Origin of the sequence: Acidocella sp. MX-AZ02 (genome assembly GCF_000306035.1) — a bacterium.
GTDB lineage: Bacteria > Pseudomonadota > Alphaproteobacteria > Acetobacterales > Acetobacteraceae > Acidocella > Acidocella facilis.
This window is the reverse complement of the sequence record NZ_JH976207.1, coordinates 75,684-92,833: the sequence shown is the minus strand read 5'-3', so window position 1 is coordinate 92,833 and position 17,150 is coordinate 75,684. Positions and strand designations below refer to the sequence as shown.

Genomic DNA, 17,150 nt, shown 5'->3' with positions numbered 1-17,150 from the left:
CATGCGGCAGGCGCGCGGATTTTTGGCACCTTATCTCCTCAGCCTGCCGAGCTGGGTCTATCTGCTGGCGTTTTTTCTGATCCCGCTCGCCTCGATGTTGGGCATGGCGCTGGCCGTCGGCGATCCGATTTCCGGCTACACCATGTCCGACAATTACCAGGAGGTGATCGGCGCGTTCACTGGCTATGAGAGCTCCTTCGTCAGGTCGTTCTGGTACGGTACGGCCTCGACCGTGATCACGCTGGCGATCTCCTATCCGGTGGCCTACTGGATCGCCTTCTATGCCGGGCGGCATAAGAGCACCTACCTGTTCATCATCATGCTGCCCTTCTTCGTCTCCTTCGTGATCCGCGTGCTGGCCTGGGAATTCATCCTGTCCGACCAGGGCTTCCTGCTCGGGCCGTTGAAGGCGCTCGGCGTTCTGCCGGAGAGCTTTCGCATTCTCTCGACCAAATGGGCGGTGATCGGCGGGCTGGTCTATAACAGCTTCGCCTATTACGTGCTGCCGCTTTATGTCGTGCTGGAAAAGATCGACCGGCGGCTGGTGCGCGCCGCCAATGATCTCTACGCCGCCCCCGCGACCGCCTTCATCAAGATCATCCTGCCGCTCTCGGCGCCGGGCATCTTCGCCGGGTTCCTGCTGGTCTTCGTCACCAATGTCGGCGATTATGTGAATGCGGCACTGCTCGGTGGTCCGGGCACCTACATGGTCGGCAACGTGATCCAGGACGCCTTCTTCCAGAGCCAGGATTATCCGCTGGCCGCCTCGCTCTCCTCGATCCTGATGCTGATGCTGATGATCGCCATTCTGCTCTATTCGAAAGCCTTCGGCACCGACGCGATCCAGGAGTATGCGGCGTGAGCACGATAACAGCCCGGATGCCCTCCGCCCACAAACCCAGCCGCCTCGGCGAGCGCATCCTCGCCTGCTTCACCTGGGCGATGATCATCTACACCATGCTGCCGATCGTGGTGATGGTGGTGTTCAGCTTCAATTTCGCGCCGGGCGGGCGCATCGCGCTCAACTGGCAGCATTTCACCCTGGCCAATTACGGCGATGCCTTCGCCATTCAGGATCTGACCGGGGCGCTGCTGCACTCGCTGGAAGTGGCGATCGGCAGCGCGCTGATCTCGGCGATCCTCGGCACGCCGCTGGCGCTGGCGCTGGCGCGGCATAAATTCTGGGGCAAGACGGCGACGGATATCGTCATTTTCGCCGACATCGCCGCACCGGCGGTGGTGGTCGGCGCCTCGCTGCTGTCGCTGTTCCTGGCGCTCAACCTGCCGCGCGGCTTGTTGACGATTCTCATCGCGCATGTCGCCTTCAACCTGGCCTTCGCGGTGGTGGTGATCCGCGCCCGAGTCTCCGGGCTGGACCGCGCGCTGGACCGCGCCGCCGCGGATCTGGGGGCAACGCCCTGGGTGGCGTTCTGGACGGTGACCTTTCCGCTGATCCTGCCCGGGATCGTCGGCGCCTGCATGCTCTGCTTCATGCTCTCCATCGACGATCTGATCATCACCACCTTCGTCGCCGGGCAGACCCTCACCTTCCCGCTCTGGGTCTATGGCGCGGTGAAGGTCGGCATTCCGCCGCAGGTCTTTGTCCTGTCCACCTTCATCTTCGCGGGCGGGGTGGTGCTGGCGGTCATCAACTCCGCCATCGCGCATCGCAAATCGGCGGCGTAGATCGTCTTCGCCGTAGGGTTTTCCGGATCGTTTGGACACATAAACTGCCGTAAAATGCGCCACCTGGCCGTTCCGGGCTGGCGCATTTTTCACTTGCAAACCTATCTGCCCGCTCTTACCACACATCATGGAGAGAAGGGCTGAAGCTCGAAAGGTGCATAAGTACCTAAATATAATAAGATTAGACGGGATAGGAATGCGACCCCATCATGCAACCTTTTCGCCTCGCGTCGACTGAGAAGCCATCCTCCCCCAACGCCTCCGGATTGGGGGTTGACCCGGGAGATATTAGCCGCTCCTGGCAGCGTTGCCGAACCGCCGGGCTGACCCCGGAGCAGAACCGGACCGATTTTCCGCATCTCTCATCCTCGGAACGGCGGATCGCCTCCGAACGCCATGCCGCGCTGATCACCCAGGCGCGGCCGGTGATGGATTATTTTTTCAGCCAGATCAAAGATTCCGGCTGTATCATGCTGCTCTCCGACGAAACCGGCTATGTGCTCGAATCCGCTGGGGATCTCGATTTCTGCACCCGCGCCTCGAAGGTGGCGCTCACCCAGGGGGCGTGCTGGGCGGAGGATGCGCGCGGTACCAACGCCATCGGCACCGCGCTGATCGAAGGCAAGCCGATCGTCGTCAACGGCACTGAGCATTATCTGCGCCATAACAGCTTCCTGGCCTGTGCCGCCGCGCCGCTGACCGAGCCGGGTGGCCATCTGCTCGGGGTGATCGATATTTCCTGCGATTCCCGGCGCTATCATCCGCATACGTTCGGGCTGGTCCGGGCGGCGGCGCAGATGATCGAAAACCGGATTTTCGAAATCTCCTTCATCAACCATACCAAGCTGCGCTTCCATTATTCCTCCGAATGCCTCGGCAGCATGATGGAAGGGGCGATCGCCATCGACGAGGAAGGGGTGATTCTCGGCGCCAACCGCTCCGGCTTCGCGCTGCTGGGATTGCGCCCGGAGGATATCGGCACCCAGGAATTCAGCCGCTATCTCGGCCTGACCCTGCGCGACCTCATTCAGCTGGACCGGCGCACCCATGGCGGGCCACTGATGGTGCATCCGCGCCGGGGCGAGACGCTGTTTCTCGCCGTCGATCAGATGCGCGCCCCGCTGATCCGCCGGCCCGCCGCGACGCAGCAGCCGGAAGTGCCGAAGACCGACGCGCTGGATGCGCTGGATACCGGCGATGCGCGGGTGACCAAGGCGATCAGCCAGTTGCGGCGGGTGCTGGGGCGCAAGGTGCCGGTGCTGCTGCAAGGTGAGACCGGGGCCGGCAAGGATTATTTCGCCCGCGCCATCCATGAGGCGGGACCGCGCGCCAGCGGCCCCTTCGTGGCGGTGAACTGCGCGGCATTGCCGGAAACCTTGATCGAGGCCGAGCTGTTTGGCCATGCGCCGGGCGCCTTCACGGGCGCGCGCAAGGATGGCGCGCCGGGGCGCATCCGCGAGGCGCATGGCGGCACGCTGTTCCTGGATGAAATCGGCGACATGCCGCTTTCCATGCAGACGCGGCTGTTGCGGGTGCTGGAAGAGGGCGTCGTCACCCCGATCGGCGGCAAGCCGGTGGCGGTGGATTTCCTGCTGGTCAGCGCCACCCATGCGGATTTCTCGACCCGGATCGCCGAGAAGAGCTTCCGCGAGGATCTCTATTACCGGCTCAACGGGTTGGCGATTTCGCTGCCGCCCTTGCGCGAGCGGACGGATCTGCCGGCCTTGATCGCGCGGATCCTGGAGCGGGAATCGCAGGGTCGGCGCGGCGGTGCCCCCGCCCTGGCGCCGGAACTGGCCGCGGCCTTCGCGCGTTATCGCTGGCCGGGCAATCTGCGCCAGCTTGCCGGCATGCTGCGCACCGCCTGCCTGATGCTCGACGAAGATGAGACCGAGATGACGCTGAATCATCTGAGCGAGGAGGCGATGCTGGAGCTGACCAGCCAGCAGCCCAGCACACCGAGCCTGGGGGCGGAGCCGCAGAACGGCACGCTGCGCGCCCAGTCCGATGCGGTGATTGCCGGTGCCGTGGCTGAGGCGGGCGGCAATATCGCCGCGGCCGCGCGGGCTCTGGGGATCAGCCGCAATACGCTCTACCGCCGCCTGGCGGCGATGCGCCCGCACTGAATTTAGAGCGAGATGGGTTTACACCCACTCGCTCTACTTATGTTTTGGCGAGCAATTTCATGCGTTGAGGGTGACGCTGCCGCGTCAACCGCAACGCATATTGCTCTAACCGCCGGGCGGCGCCAGTGTGCGCCCGGCCTCCGGCTTCCGGCAATGCTGTCTGCGGCTGGGCTGGTTTGACACGAATCAAGGGCTGAAACGCCGCCAGGAGGATATCCTGGCGGCGTTTTACATGAGAGGCCCCAATGATCGTCGCGGATGTCATGACCAGGGATGTTGTCGCCATCGATCCCCAAACCAGCCTTGCCACCGCCGCCGGGTGGATGGTGAGCCATCAAATCAGCGGGCTGCCTGTGCTGGACCAGGCCGGGCGGCTGGTGGGCATACTGAGCGAGGGCGATTTGCTGCACCGGCCCGAGCTTGGCACCTGCGGCAAGCAGGCTGGCTGGATGCGCGGCATCATGCGCGCGGAGATTCTGGCGGCGGATTATGCGCATACTCATGGCCGGCAGGTGGGCGATGTGATGACGCGCAACCCGAGTTTCGTGCGCCCGGACCTGCCGCTGGCCAAGGCCGCCGATCTGATGCGGCAGAAACAGGTGAAACGCCTGCCGGTGCTGCAGGGCGAGACGCTGGTCGGAATGCTGTGCCGGTTCGATATTCTGCGCGCCCTGGCGCCGTTGCTGGATGAAGCGCCGCAAGAGGCGGCGGATGAGCAGATCCGCGCCGCGATCGCGCAGGCAATGGCGGCGGAGCCCTGGGCGCCGCGGCAGGGTATTTCCTTTGAGGTCCGCAACGGCGCGGTGCGCTTCGCCGGCCATGTCGGCTCGCCGCAGGAAGCCCGGGCGCTGTGCATTCTGGCGGCCAATATCGCCGGGGTGGTCAGTGTCGAGGATCAGCTGGTGGTGTCGCGGAGCGTGATGAATTTCGCTGCGGAGCCAGAATAAAATCAGGGCTTGATCTGGATCAAGGACGTTACGCGCGCAACCGCGCATAAGATCTTTATCCCAAAGCGGATACACTCCCCAAACTTGGCCCTGTCATGAAGCTCATGGCAGGGTCTTTTCTTCCCGATCATCGGCAGCGGGCTCATTGGGGATGGTTCAGCTGGGGAAGCCAGGCCTCAGCGCGGCACCACCAGGCTGCGCATGGCGGCGATATGCGCCTCTTCCTCTTCCAAAATCAGCCGCAGCAAGGCGGCGCTGCCTTTGTCGCGCGGGGCCAGGAAGCGGATCGCGGCGCGGTAGAGTTTCACCATGTCCCGCTTGGCCAGAAGGCTGCTGACGACGACCGGCAAGGTATCGCCGGCCTCGCGGGCGATCAGCTCGCCGGCGGGCGGCGGGCTGCTGCCGAGTGCCTCCAGCCGCTGGGCCAGCTGCGCGGCGTGCCGGCGCTCCATCGCCTCGCGCCGGGAGAGGGTTTCGCGCAGAATCTCGGAGGGGATCTGTTCCGGGCGGGCCAGCAGCAGCTCATAGCGCCGCGCCGCCAGCAGCTCGACCTGATGCAGCAGTTTCAGCAAGGCGAGGCCGGTATCGGCGGGGATCGGGCGGATGCGGATCAACCGCCCCGCCTCCTCGCGCAAGGCGGCGATCTGTGCGGCGAATGAGAGAGGCGGCGGCTCAGACGGCACGGGCGTGGCGGGGCTGCGGCTGGCTGGCATCGCGGGTCAGGTAACGGTCGAACAAGGCGGCGATATTACGCACGAACAGCCGGCCCGGTTCCGTCACCCGCAAGGACCGGCCATTCCATTCGACCAGCCCATCGGCGGCGAAGCCAGATAGAGGCTGCGAATCCGCCAGCAGCGGCGCCGGGTCCGCCCCGAACGAAGCCGCGACGGCCGGCAGATCCACCGCCAGATCGCACATGATGCGTTCGATCACGGCGCGGCGCAGCCGGTCATCGGGCTGCAGAGCGAAGCCGCGTACGATCGGCAGGCGGCCGTTGAAGACGGCTTCCTCGTAAGCGGGAATGCGCGGCTGGGTCTGCACATAGCCCCCAGGTAGCGCACCAATGGCGCTGGCGCCAAGCCCGAGCAGGACCGGCGCGGCATCGACCATATATCCCTGGAAGCCGCGTTGCAGCGCGCCGGCCCGCAAGGCCTTGGCCATCTCGTCCTCGGGCCGGGCGTAATGATCGAGGCCGATGGGCAGCAGCCCACCCTCCTGTTCGAGCACGTGCCGGATCGCGGTTTCCTGGTGCAAGCGCGCGACCGCGTCAGGCAAGGCGGCCTCGGGGATCAGCGCCTGGTGCTTCTTCATCCAGGGCACATGCGCATAGCCGAACACCGCGACGCGGTCCGGCGAGAGCGCCAGCGCCAGGCGGGCGGTGCGCGCCACCGAGGCTTCGGTTTGCAGCGGCAGGCCGTAGATCAGATCGAGATTGAGCGAGGTGACGCCGAGGGCGCGCAGCCCTTGTGCGGCGTCCTGCGTTTGCGCGAAGCTTTGCGGCCGGCCGATCGCGGCCTGCACCGCCTCGTCGAAATCCTGCACCCCGAGGCTGGCGCGGTTGATCCCCATCCGGCCCAGCGTGGCGAGCTTGTCCGGTGACAGAGCCACAGGGTCGATCTCGATGGCGATTTCCGCGTCCGCGGCGACATCGAAGCGCGTGCGCAGCAGCGCCATCAGGCTGGTCAGGCAGTCATCCGGCAGCGCGGTCGGCGTACCGCCGCCCCAATGGATCTGGCTGACCCGCGCGCGCCGGCCCAGGATGTCGGCCAGCAGGCCGATCTCGCGCGCCAGCGCCTCCGCATAGATGCGTTTCGGGCGTTCATGCCGGGCGACGCTGGTATGGCAGCCGCAATAGAGGCAGAGCCGGTCGCAGAAGGGTACGTGCAGATAGAGCGAGAGCGGTGAGGCTTCCGGCAATGCTGCGAGCCAGCGCTGATAATGCGCCGCGCCGATTTCAGCGGAGAAATGCGGGGCGGTGGGGTAGCTGGTATAGCGCGGCACGCGGCCATCATAGCGGGCGATCAGATCGGCATGGGTCATGGCCGGAGCCATGACATGCTGACCTGCCGCCCGCCTTGAGGAAGGTCAATCCGGCAGGAAATCCGGGACGGAGAGATAGCGCTCGCCGGTATCGTAATTGAAGCCGAGAATGCGCGCGCCTTCCGGCAGCTCGGGAAGCTTTTGGGCGATGGCCGCCAGCGTGGCGCCGGAGGAGATGCCGACCAGCAGCCCCTCCTTGGTCGCGGACTGGCGGGCGAAGTCCTTGGCGTCATCGCCCTGGACGGTGATGACGCCATCGATGGCGCCGGCATGGAAATTCTCCGGCACGAAACCGGCGCCGATGCCCTGGATCGGGTGCGGGGCGGGCGCGCCGCCGGAGAGCACCGGCGAGGCCGCTGGCTCCACGGCGAAGACCTTCAACTGCGGCCAATGCTGTTTCAGCGTCTCGGCGACGCCGGTGATATGCCCGCCCGTGCCGACCCCGGTGATGATCACATCCAGCCCCTCCGGGAAATCAGCCAGGATTTCCTGGGCGGTGGTGCGGGTGTGCGCCTCGATATTCGCCGGATTTTCGAATTGCTGGGGGATGAAGGCCTCGGGATGCTCGGCCTTCAGCTCCAAGGCGCGGGCGATGGCGCCTTTCATGCCCTTTTCCTTGGGCGTGAGATCGAAGCTGGCGCCGTAGGCGCGCATCAGCCGGCGGCGCTCCAGCGACATGCTCTCCGGCATCACCAGGATCAGCCGGTAGCCCTTCACCGCCGCGACCAGGGCGAGCCCGACGCCGGTATTGCCGGAGGTCGGCTCGATGATCAGCCCGCCCGGCTTGAGCAGCCCGTCACGCTCGGCGGCTTCGATCATCGCCAGGGCGATGCGGTCCTTGATCGACCCGCCCGGATTGCCGCGCTCGGATTTCACCCAGACCTGCGCGGCGGGAAACAGGCGCGAGAGGCGGATATGCGGGGTTTTGCCAATGGTCTCCAGGACGGATTGAACAGGCATCTGGCGGTCTCCGGGTTATGGCCAGCAGCGCCCTGCATGGCCTTGGGTTTTGCCGAAATTGGCGATCAAGCCGCCAACATGCAAGGGCGCAGGGGTCAGACCGGCTCCAGCGCGCGGCCCAGGGTCCGGCGCAGCAATTGCCCGGGCTGGTGCGGCGCCGCCAGCGCCGCCGCGAACTGCGCCGGGCCATGGGTTGCCGGCGTCTCGAAGCTGGTGAAGCCGCAGGCGATCAGGAAGCCGAACTGTTCCGGCAGGAAATGCCCGGTGGCGCGGATATCGCCGGCATAGCCGTAATGCTGGCGCAGTGACCGGGCGATGGTGAAGCCGCGCCCGTCCCGGAATTTCGGGAAGGTGATGGCGACCACGGCCAAAGCCGGCAGATGCGGCGCCAGCAGCGCCAAATCCGCATCCGGCGACAGGATGACGCCCGACGGGCCGGACAAGGAGGCGGGGAGGTCCGCGGCGGGATAGAGGGTCAGGCCCTGCGGGTCGGCGATTTCAGCCGCCTTGCGGTCAATGAGTGGCATAGATGGCGTCCTTGAAAGGCGCGGCGCCCAGGCGCCGGTAGGTGTCGATAAAGCGTTCGCCAGGCGCGCGGACGGCGAGATAGGCATCCATCAGCGCCGCGATGGCGTCGGGCACATGCGCGGTGGGCACGGCGGGGCCGATGATCTTGCCGATGGCCGCCTTTTCGTCGGCGGCACCGCCGAGGGTGATCTGATAGACCTCCTCGCCATTCTTATCGACGCCGAGCAGCCCGATATGGCCGACATGGTGATGGCCGCAGGCATTGATGCAGCCAGAGATATTCACATGCAGCGTGCCGATTTCATGCTGGCGGGGCGCCAGACGCTCGGCGATGCGCTGGGCGACGGGGATGGAGCGGGCTGTCGCCAGCGCGCAGTAATCCATGCCCGGGCAGGCGATGATATCGGTGACCAGGCCGATATTATCCTCGGCCAGCCCAGCCGCGACAAGATCCTTGAACAGAGCCGGCACATCATCCTTGGCGACATGCGGCAGCACCAGGTTCTGCACATGCGAGACGCGGATTTCGCCCAGCGAATATTTATCCGCGAGATCGGCGACGATATCCATCTCATCCGCGCTGGCATCGCCGGCAATGCCGCCGACCGGCTTCAGCGAGATCACCGCCGAGACATAGCCGGGGGCCTTGTGCGGGTGGGTGTTCTGCTTCACCCAGCGTGCCAAGGCGCGGTCATCCAGCATCGCCGCCTTCAGCACGCCGCCATCCTGGCGGGGCAGGTCGGGTGCCGGGAAGCGCGCCGCCACCGCCTGCACCAGCTCGTCGGTGAGCAGGCAGTAATCGGCCGGCAGGGCGGCGTATTCGTCCTCGACCATCTTGATGAAGGCTTCCGGCTTCATCTCGCGGATCAGGATCTTGATGCGCGCCTTGTAAATATTGTCGCGCCGGCCAAGGGCGTTGTAGACGCGCAGGATCGCCTCGCAATAGCGCAGCAATTCCGGCACCGGCAGATCCTCGCGCAGCTTCACCGCGACATAAGGGGTGCGGCCCAGCCCGCCGCCGGCGAAAATGCGGAACACCGGCGCGCCCTGGGCGTTACGGTAAGCCTCGATGCCGATATCATGCACCCGCACCGCCGCGCGGTCATGCCCGGCGCCGACGATGGCGATTTTGAATTTGCGCGGCAGGTAGGTGAATTCCGGATGGTCGGTGGACCATTGGCGGATGATTTCCGCATAGAGGCGCGGATCGACGATTTCATCGGCGGCGGCGCCGGCGAATTCGTCGGTGGTGGTGTTGCGGATGCAGTTGCCGCTGGTCTGGATGCCGTGAATATTGGCCTCGGCCAGCGCCGCCAGGGCGGCGGGCACATCCTCCAGCCGCAGCCAGTTGAACTGGATATTCTGGCGGGTGGTGAAATGGCCGTAGCCGCGATCATAATGCCGGGCCACGTAGGCGAGCTGGCGCAGCTGGGTGGCGCTGAGCACGCCGTAAGGGATGGCGATGCGCAGCATATAAGCGTGCAGCTGCAGATAGACGCCGTTCATCAGCCGCAGCGGCTTGAATTCCTCTTCCGAGAGCTCGCCCTTGCGGCGGCGCTCGACCATGGCGCCGAATTCGCGGGCGCGCTGGCGCAGGAAGTCGCGGTCATATTCGTCATAGCGATAGATCCCCGCGAAGGGCGAGGAGGAGTGCGCGGTGGGCAGCGGCGGCAAAGGCGCGGCCGGGTCACGCCAAACGCCAGCCGGCAGATCGGCGCGCACCGAGGGGCCGCGGGCGCGGATCTGTTCGCGGTGGGCGACGGGCATCAGCGTGCCATTTTCCCGCACCACTTCGACGGCGCGGATTTCCACCACTTGCAACTCGGCATCCGGCGGCATCGCCTGGGCCAGCGCCGCCTCGATCTCCGGCGCGGCATAGGCGCAGGCCTGCTCGACATGTTCCGCCCAGCCCTCAGCCCCCGCAAACCAAACGGAAACGCCATCCGCCAACCGGTTCCCCGTGATCACTTGCAACGCCATATCCGAACCCGCTTCTCATCCACAAATGCGCGCCAGAGCACCCGAACGCGACGGCGGCGCAACCCATCGCAAGAAAAATATTTCTAACACACCCAAGAATGAATGAAAAATCAGAGACGGATTTGCCATAGCAGGCCCATTGGCGGCGAAAGCCTCCTGCGGCAAGCCGGAAGGCTGAAACATCCTCCCGATTCGGCCGGAACCAGAAGCTGGCGGGCGGGCGCGGTTTACAGGCCCCTGCCAGGGTTCTAGCATCCCCCGTCACACGCCAATTGCACCGGGGCCTGCCAATGGGCATCGACGACCAGACACCAAACATCACCAGCGCGGCGCAGACCAACGCTTCAAATCTCGCGGCCATCGTCGCCGGGCTGCGGCATTCGCGGGAGGTGACGCACAAGATCCGTTATCGCGGCCATGTGCGTGAACTGCCCTCCCGCGAGGCCTTGATGCGGATCCGCGACGGGCTGTTCGCGGCGCTGTTCCCGAGCCATTATGGCTGCCCGGACCTGACCGATGAGACCATCGATTATTTCGTCGGCCTGACCCTGACCCGGACCCTGGCGGCGCTGACCGAGCAGGTGCGGCGCGGGCTGCTGTTTCTGGCGCCGGAGAACAAGGCGCGGTTTGAAGAGGCGGAGTGCGCGGCCTGTGACATTGTCCGCGATTTCGCCGCGCAATTGCCGGGGATCCGCTCGGCCCTGGTCGGGGATCTGCAGGCGGCCTATGCCGGCGATCCGGCGGCGACCTCGCTGGCTGAAATCCTGCTCTGCTATCCGGGCATCCGGGCGGTCATTCATCATCGTCTCGCCCACGCTCTCTACCGGCTGGGGGCGCCGCTGGTGCCGCGCCTGCTGGCCAGCATCGCACAGACCGAAACCGCCATCGACATCCATCCCGAGGCGCAGATCGGCCAGCATTTTTTCATCGATCACGGCATCGGCGTGGTCATCGGCCAGACGGCGGTGATCGGCGAGAATGTCCGCCTGTATCAGCATGTCACGTTGGGCGCGAAGAGTTTCACCGAGGACGAGACCGGCGCGCTGGTGAAAGGCGAGCCGCGCCATCCGGTGATCGAGGATGATGTGGTGATCTATGCCGGGGCGACGATTCTGGGCCGTGTGGTGGTCGGCAAGGGCTCGGTGATCGGCGGCAATGTCTGGCTCACCCGCTCGGTGCCGCCCGGCAGCTTCGTCTCCCAGGCGCAGAACCGCCTCGCCGACGGCGCGTGATGTGAGCGTTTAGAGCAATATGTGTTTAGGTTGACGCGCAAGCGTCAAGATAAACACATGAAATTGCTCGCTAAAACAAAACTTAGAGCATCAAGCGCTGATCCTGGCCGCCGCGCTTGGTGGCGCGCGCAGCATGTCGGCCACCTGCGCGGCGAGGTTGGACATGGCGAAGGGCTTGGCGAACAGCGCCATGCCCTCTTCCAGCGCCGTTGTGCCGAGGGCGGCCTGCTCGGCATAGCCGGTGATGAACAGGATTTTCAGGCCAGGCATGAGCTGGCGCGCCGCATCCGCGACCTGGCGGCCGTTCAACCCGCCGGGCAGGCCGACATCGGTGATCAATAATTGCAGCTGCGGGGTGTTGCGCAACAGGGTCAGGCCGCTCGCCCCATCCTCGGCCTCGACCACCTTATAGCCGGCCTCTTGCAGCATCGCGACGATCGGGGCGCGGACCACGGCCTCATCGTCGATGACCAGGACACCCGCCCCCTTCCCCGCCTCCAGCACCGGATCAGCGGCGCCGGCGGGCTCGGCGATCTCCTCGCCATGATGGCATGGCAGGTAGAGCAGCACCATCGTGCCCAGCCCAGACGTGGAGTGGATTTCCACATGCCCGCCCGACTGGCGGACGAAGCCATGCACCATCGAAAGCCCCAGGCCGGTACCCTGGCCGATGGGCTTGGTGGTGAAAAACGGATCGAAGACCCGGCCGAGCAGCTCTTTCGGAATGCCGCTGCCGGTATCCGACACGCAGATCGCCAGATATTCGCCGGACGCGATCTCGGCCCCGCAGGCGTTACGGCCATCGAGCCAACGTGTGGTGACCTCGATGGTCAGGCGCCCGCCGTCCGGCATCGCATCGCGCCCATTGATGGCGAGGTTGAGCAGCGCGCTTTCCAGCTGCGCCTTGTCCACGGTGGCGCGCAGCGGCGTGGCCGGGGCCAGCACCTCAAGCCGGATCGACGGGCCGACGGCGCGCTGGATCAGATCGGCGAGGCCCGCGACCAGCTGGCCGACATCGACCGGGCGCGGATCCAGGGTCTGGCGGCGCGAGAAGGCGAGCAGACGCTGCGTCAAGGCGGCCGCGCGTTGCGCCGCCGCCTGCGCGCCGTGCAGAAACCGTTCCAGCCCGCTCGTCCGCCCTTGCGCCAGACGGCGTTCGAGCATTTCCAGGCTGCCGCTGATGCCCTGCAGCAGATTGTTGAAATCATGCGCGATGCCGCCGGTGAGCTGGCCGACCGCTTCCATCTTCTGAGCCTGGCGCAGCGCCTCATGCGCTTCCATCAATTCCCGCGTCCGTTCGGCGACGCGCTGCTCCAGCGTTTCATTCGCATCGCTGACACGCTGGATCAAGCGGGCATTCTCGATCGCGATCGCGGCCTGGCCGGCGAGGCCGCGCGTCAGCGCTTCGTGCCGGGGGCTGAACCTGGCGCGCTCCGGATGACCGAGCAGGATCGTACCGATCGCCCCGCCTTCGCGCGAGGCGACCGGCACCGCCATATAGCTTGCAACCGGCAGATGCCCGCGCGGCATGCCGCTATGCGGGGCGTTATGGCCGTAGCGCGGATCGGCGGCGATATCATCGATCCGGATGATCTCGGTGCTCTCGAAGGTCGCGGTCAGCAGGGCTGTCCGGCGCGGCATGGGGAAATGCGAAAAGGCTTCGCGCGGGGCGCCGGAGAGGGTGTAGAGCATCATCCGCTCCCCGGCTTCATTTGTGATATGGTAGAAAAACGCGCCAAACGCCGCGCCGGTCAGCTCCACCCCCGCATCGGTCACCAGCTGCACGATGGTCTCGGGATTTTTCTCGACGATGGTCGCCGCGGCAATCCGGCTTAGAATATCCAGAGCGTGGCGCTCATCCTCCAGGGCCTGGGCGCTGAATTCCTGGCCCTGCTCAAAGATGCCCGCCACGCCGCCGCACTCGTCATGGAGTGGAGAGAGACGATATTGCCACAGCGCGCTCTGCCCCTCCCGTCCCGGCACCTCATGCAGCTGCTCGAAATCGACATGGTCCTGTTGGTCCAGCTTCAGGACATGGCTTTGAATCCGCCCCCAGCCCTCGCCCCAGACCATGGCGGCGGGCAAGCCGTGCAGGCTGTCACGATCAACATTATGGAGGGCCGCCCATTTATCGTTGAACAGCATCAGCTGCGCCGGGCCCCAGTAAATCGCCGTCGGCAGGGGGGATGAAAAACATTGCCGCGCGGCAAGGCGCAGCCCGTATGGCCAGGCCGCCTGCGGCCCCAAAGGCGAGCCGGGCTGGCTTTGCGCGGCCCGCAAGGCTTCGCTCTGGTCCAAACGGCTCAAGCGTCCCCCGAAAATTTCCACAATTTTTTCACCCCATCACGTAGGCTGGCACGGCGGTGCCGGCCTCGTTCCCCATGAAATTGTTAAGGCTTTTCCGGAAATGAGCGCAATTTAATTTTTATCTTGACACGATCTGACCCGGACAAAAACAAAAAAAGCGCCGATAACGGCGCTTTTTCATGGCGTTATAACTTAAAATGTTAGCGTTCGACCTGACTGACATCCCTGACGGCGCCCCGGGAGGCGTTCGTCGTCATCGCGGCATAGGCCCGCAGCGCCGGGGAGACATGACGCTTGCGCGCCTCCGCCGGCTTCCAGCCCTTGGCATCCTGGGCGGCGCGGCGGGCGGCGATCACCTCATCCGGCACATCCAGCGTGATGCCGCGATTCGGAATGTCGATCAGGATGCGATCGCCGGTTTCCACCAGCCCGATCAGCCCGCCTTCCGCCGCTTCCGGCGAAACATGGCCGATGGACAGGCCCGAGGTGCCGCCGGAGAAGCGGCCATCAGTGATCAAGGCGCAGGCCTTGCCCAGCCCTTTCGATTTCAGATAGCTGGTCGGGTAGAGCATCTCCTGCATGCCCGGCCCGCCTTTCGGGCCCTCATAGCGGATCACCACCACCTCGCCGGCTTTCACCACGCCCGAGAGAATGGCGGAGACCGAGGCATCCTGGCTCTCGAACACCCGCGCCGTGCCGGTGAAGGTGAGGATGCTCTCATCCACGCCGGCGGTTTTCACGATGCAGCCTTCCGGCGCCAGGTTGCCGAACAGCACCGCCAGCCCGCCATCCTTGGAGAAAGGATGGTCGGCGCTGCGGATCACGCCGGTCTGGCGGTCCGTGTCCAGATCATCCCAACGGGCGGACTGGCTGAAGGCGACCTGGGTGGGCACGCCGCCCGGCGCGGCCTTGAAGAAGTTTTTCACCTCCTCGGAATTGGTGCGGGTGATGTCCCAGCGGTTCAACGCCTCACCCAGGGTCTTCGCATGCACGGTCGGCAGCGAGGCGTCGATCAGCCCGGCTTTTTCCAGCTCGCCCAGGATGGACATGATGCCACCGGCGCGGTGGACATCTTCCATATGCACATCGCTCTTCGCCGGGGCGACCTTGCACAAGCAGGGCACGCGGCGGGAGAGCCGGTCGATATCCGCCATGGTGAAATCCACCTCGCCTTCCTGCGCGGCGGCGAGCAGATGCAGCACCGTGTTGGTGGAGCCGCCCATGGCGATATCCAGGCTCATCGCATTCTCGAACGCCTTGAAGCTGGCGATGCCGCGCGGCAGCGCCGTGGCGTCGTCCTGCTCATACCAGCGCTTGGCGAGATCGACGATGAGATGCCCGGCCTCGCGGAACAGCTTCTCGCGGTCGGCATGGGTGGCGAGCGTTGAGCCGTTGCCGGGCAAAGACAGGCCCAGCGCCTCGGTCAGGCAGTTCATCGAATTGGCGGTGAACATGCCGGAGCAGGAGCCGCAGGTCGGGCAGGCGGAGCGCTCGATCGTCTGCACCTCCTCGTCCGAATAGCTGTCATCAGCGGCGACGACCATGGCATCGACCAGATCCAGCGCGCGGGACTTGCCCTTCACCACCACCTTGCCAGCCTCCATCGGCCCGCCGGAGACGAAGATGGTGGGGATGTTCAGGCGCAAGGACGCCATCAGCATGCCCGGGGTGATCTTGTCGCAATTGGAGATGCAGACCAGCGCATCGGCGCAATGGGCGTTGACCATATATTCGACCGCATCGGCAATCAGCTCGCGCGAGGGCAGCGAATAGAGCATGCCGTCATGGCCCATGGCGATGCCGTCATCCACCGCGATGGTGTTGAATTCCTTGGCGACACCGCCGGCGGTCTCGATCTCGCGGGCGACCAGCTGGCCGAGATCCTTCAGATGCACATGGCCGGGCACGAACTGGGTGAAGCTGTTGGCAATCGCGATGATCGGCTTGCCGAAATCCCCATCCTTCATGCCGGTGGCGCGCCAGAGCCCGCGGGCGCCGGCCATGTTGCGGCCATGGGTGGTGGTGCGGGAACGATAGGCGGGCATGGTTATCTCCGGGTTTCGCGTTTCCTGCCCCATTAGACCCGTTCCCAGCGGAGGTAAAATATATTATTTCAACCAGACTAGGTCGTAGGACATATCAGTAAATGGACGTCCGGCAATTGCGGCAATTTCTGGCGGTGGCGGAGACGCTGCATTTCGGGCGGGCGGCGCGGCGGCTGAACATGACCCAGCCGCCGCTGAGCCAATCCATCCGCGCCCTGGAAGGCGAGCTGGGGGCGCCGCTGTTCATCCGCACCAAGCGCAGCGTGGCGTTGAGCGCCTTCGGCGCCGCCTGGCTCGGGCATGTGCGGCAGGCCATCAGCGGCATCGACGCGCTGGGTGAGATCGCGCAGCAGCTCATTCTCGGCACCAAGGGCCGGCTGTCCCTGAGCTTCGTTTCAACCGCCGATTATTCCGTGCTGCCCTCGCTGGTCCGGCGGTTTTCAGCGCTTTACCCGGATATCGACATCGCCCTGACGGAGGCGACGAGCAATGTTCAGATCGCCCTGCTGCAGGACGGCAAGGCGCAGGCGGGGATCATCATCGCCCCGCAACATGGCGGCCTTCCGGCGTCCCTCACCTATAGGCGGCTGTTGCGCGAGCCCTTGCTGGTGGCGCTGCCGGAGGACTGGATCGCCTCCGGCCGGGTGCGGCTTCAGGGGGACGGCCTGCCGCCGGCGCGGATTCTGGATGCGCCGTTGGTGATTTTCCCGCAGCCGATGGCGCCGTCCTTCTACGAGCTGGTGTTCGGCTTCTACCGCGCCCACGGCGTTGAGCCGCGCGTGGTCCAGTTCGCGACGCAAATGCAGACCATCATCAGCCTGGTTTCGGCCGGGCTGGGCATCGCCTTGGTGCCGGCCTCACTGCGGCATCTTGCCCGTACCGGCGTGCTCTATTGCCCGTTGCAGGGCGATGCGCCGGTGCTGGAGACCGGGCTGGCATGGCGGACGGATGACGATGCGCCGAGTCTCCGGCATTTCCTGCAGCTGGCCGAGGCGATCGCCGACGATCCAAACTGAGCCCGCGCCGGGGATGGATTTTATTTGCGCCGGACGGTTATCTGCAAATTCAGTTTTCTACGCTCCGACCTTAAAATATTCGGCCGGATTGCCGCATCACCTGCCCGAATTTCGATTCGACAAGAGGCTGATGCCATGCAAAAGCCTCATTCTTGACCAACAACAAACGCATGGAAATGAACGCCCCCACGCCTCGCGCCCCAACCGGTTTCGCCCGGCTGCGCCTTGCGCCTGTTAGCGCCATGATCCTGGGGGCCGGGCTGCTCTCGGCCTGCGCCACCCC

Annotated in this window: 13 protein-coding genes; 6 read left to right on the top strand and 7 right to left on the bottom strand. The window is 65.3% G+C overall.

Annotated features, from left to right (window positions below; translation table 11 throughout):
* Position 1 precedes the first annotated feature (1 nt).
* The 4 genes from MXAZACID_RS00465 to MXAZACID_RS00450 all read left to right on the top strand — a co-directional run bounded on the left by MXAZACID_RS00465 (position 2) and on the right by MXAZACID_RS00450 (position 4,759).
* Positions 2 to 862 (top strand): ABC transporter permease, encoded by an 861-nt coding sequence (locus tag MXAZACID_RS00465; RefSeq protein WP_008492016.1) that lies wholly within the window; start codon positions 2 to 4, stop codon positions 860 to 862.
* Positions 859 to 1,686 (top strand): ABC transporter permease, encoded by an 828-nt coding sequence (locus MXAZACID_RS00460; protein WP_205619710.1) that lies wholly within the window; start codon positions 859 to 861, stop codon positions 1,684 to 1,686. The genes MXAZACID_RS00465 and MXAZACID_RS00460 overlap by 4 nt, the downstream gene beginning before the upstream one ends.
* 209 nt (positions 1,687 to 1,895) lie before the next feature.
* Positions 1,896 to 3,812, top strand: a complete 1,917-nt coding sequence (locus tag MXAZACID_RS00455) for a sigma-54-dependent Fis family transcriptional regulator (RefSeq protein ID WP_205619709.1) — start codon at positions 1,896 to 1,898, stop codon at positions 3,810 to 3,812.
* Between the two features lie 263 nt (positions 3,813 to 4,075).
* Complete coding sequence (locus MXAZACID_RS00450; protein WP_205619708.1) at positions 4,076 to 4,759, top strand: CBS domain-containing protein; 684 nt, start codon at positions 4,076 to 4,078, stop codon at positions 4,757 to 4,759.
* A gap of 176 nt (positions 4,760 to 4,935) precedes the next feature.
* On the opposite strand, the gene MXAZACID_RS00445 is transcribed toward MXAZACID_RS00450, so the two are convergent.
* From MXAZACID_RS00445 to MXAZACID_RS00425, 5 genes are all read right to left on the bottom strand, one after another.
* Positions 4,936 to 5,442 (bottom strand): ferritin-like domain-containing protein, encoded by a 507-nt coding sequence (locus MXAZACID_RS00445; protein WP_168118363.1) that lies wholly within the window; start codon positions 5,440 to 5,442, stop codon positions 4,936 to 4,938.
* A complete protein-coding gene (gene hemN, locus MXAZACID_RS00440) occupies positions 5,432 to 6,811 on the bottom strand; it encodes an oxygen-independent coproporphyrinogen III oxidase (RefSeq protein WP_008492010.1) in 1,380 nt (459 codons plus the stop codon). Before hemN ends, MXAZACID_RS00445 begins: the two co-directional genes overlap by 11 nt.
* Before the next feature lie 33 nt (positions 6,812 to 6,844).
* Positions 6,845 to 7,759, bottom strand: coding sequence for a cysteine synthase A (gene cysK / locus MXAZACID_RS00435; protein WP_008492009.1), 915 nt, complete (start codon positions 7,757 to 7,759; stop codon positions 6,845 to 6,847).
* 95 nt (positions 7,760 to 7,854) lie between these two features.
* Entirely contained in the window at positions 7,855 to 8,286 is a 432-nt protein-coding gene (locus tag MXAZACID_RS00430) for a DUF934 domain-containing protein (protein ID WP_008492008.1), read from the bottom strand.
* Positions 8,273 to 10,267, bottom strand: a complete 1,995-nt coding sequence (locus tag MXAZACID_RS00425) for a DUF2849 domain-containing protein (RefSeq protein ID WP_008492007.1) — start codon at positions 10,265 to 10,267, stop codon at positions 8,273 to 8,275. The genes MXAZACID_RS00430 and MXAZACID_RS00425 overlap by 14 nt, the downstream gene beginning before the upstream one ends.
* 290 nt (positions 10,268 to 10,557) lie before the next feature.
* On the opposite strand from MXAZACID_RS00425, the gene epsC reads away from it, so the two are divergent.
* The gene (gene epsC / locus MXAZACID_RS00420; RefSeq protein ID WP_008492005.1) at positions 10,558 to 11,499 is read left to right on the top strand and encodes a serine O-acetyltransferase EpsC; all 942 of its coding nucleotides are present in this window, start codon (positions 10,558 to 10,560) and stop codon (positions 11,497 to 11,499) included.
* Positions 11,500 to 11,589: 90 nt separating this feature from the next.
* Here the strand turns inward: epsC and MXAZACID_RS00415 are convergent, their stop codons facing one another.
* Positions 11,590 to 13,806: an ATP-binding protein gene (locus MXAZACID_RS00415; RefSeq protein WP_144052591.1), complete on the bottom strand. Its 2,217-nt coding sequence runs from the start codon at positions 13,804 to 13,806 to the stop codon at positions 11,590 to 11,592.
* 200 nt (positions 13,807 to 14,006) lie between these two features.
* A complete protein-coding gene (ilvD, locus tag MXAZACID_RS00410; RefSeq protein ID WP_008492003.1) occupies positions 14,007 to 15,851 on the bottom strand; it encodes a dihydroxy-acid dehydratase in 1,845 nt (614 codons plus the stop codon).
* A gap of 101 nt (positions 15,852 to 15,952) precedes the next feature.
* On the opposite strand from ilvD, the gene MXAZACID_RS00405 reads away from it, so the two are divergent.
* A complete protein-coding gene (locus MXAZACID_RS00405; protein ID WP_008492002.1) occupies positions 15,953 to 16,867 on the top strand; it encodes a LysR family transcriptional regulator in 915 nt (304 codons plus the stop codon).
* Positions 16,868 to 17,150: the final 283 nt, after the last annotated feature.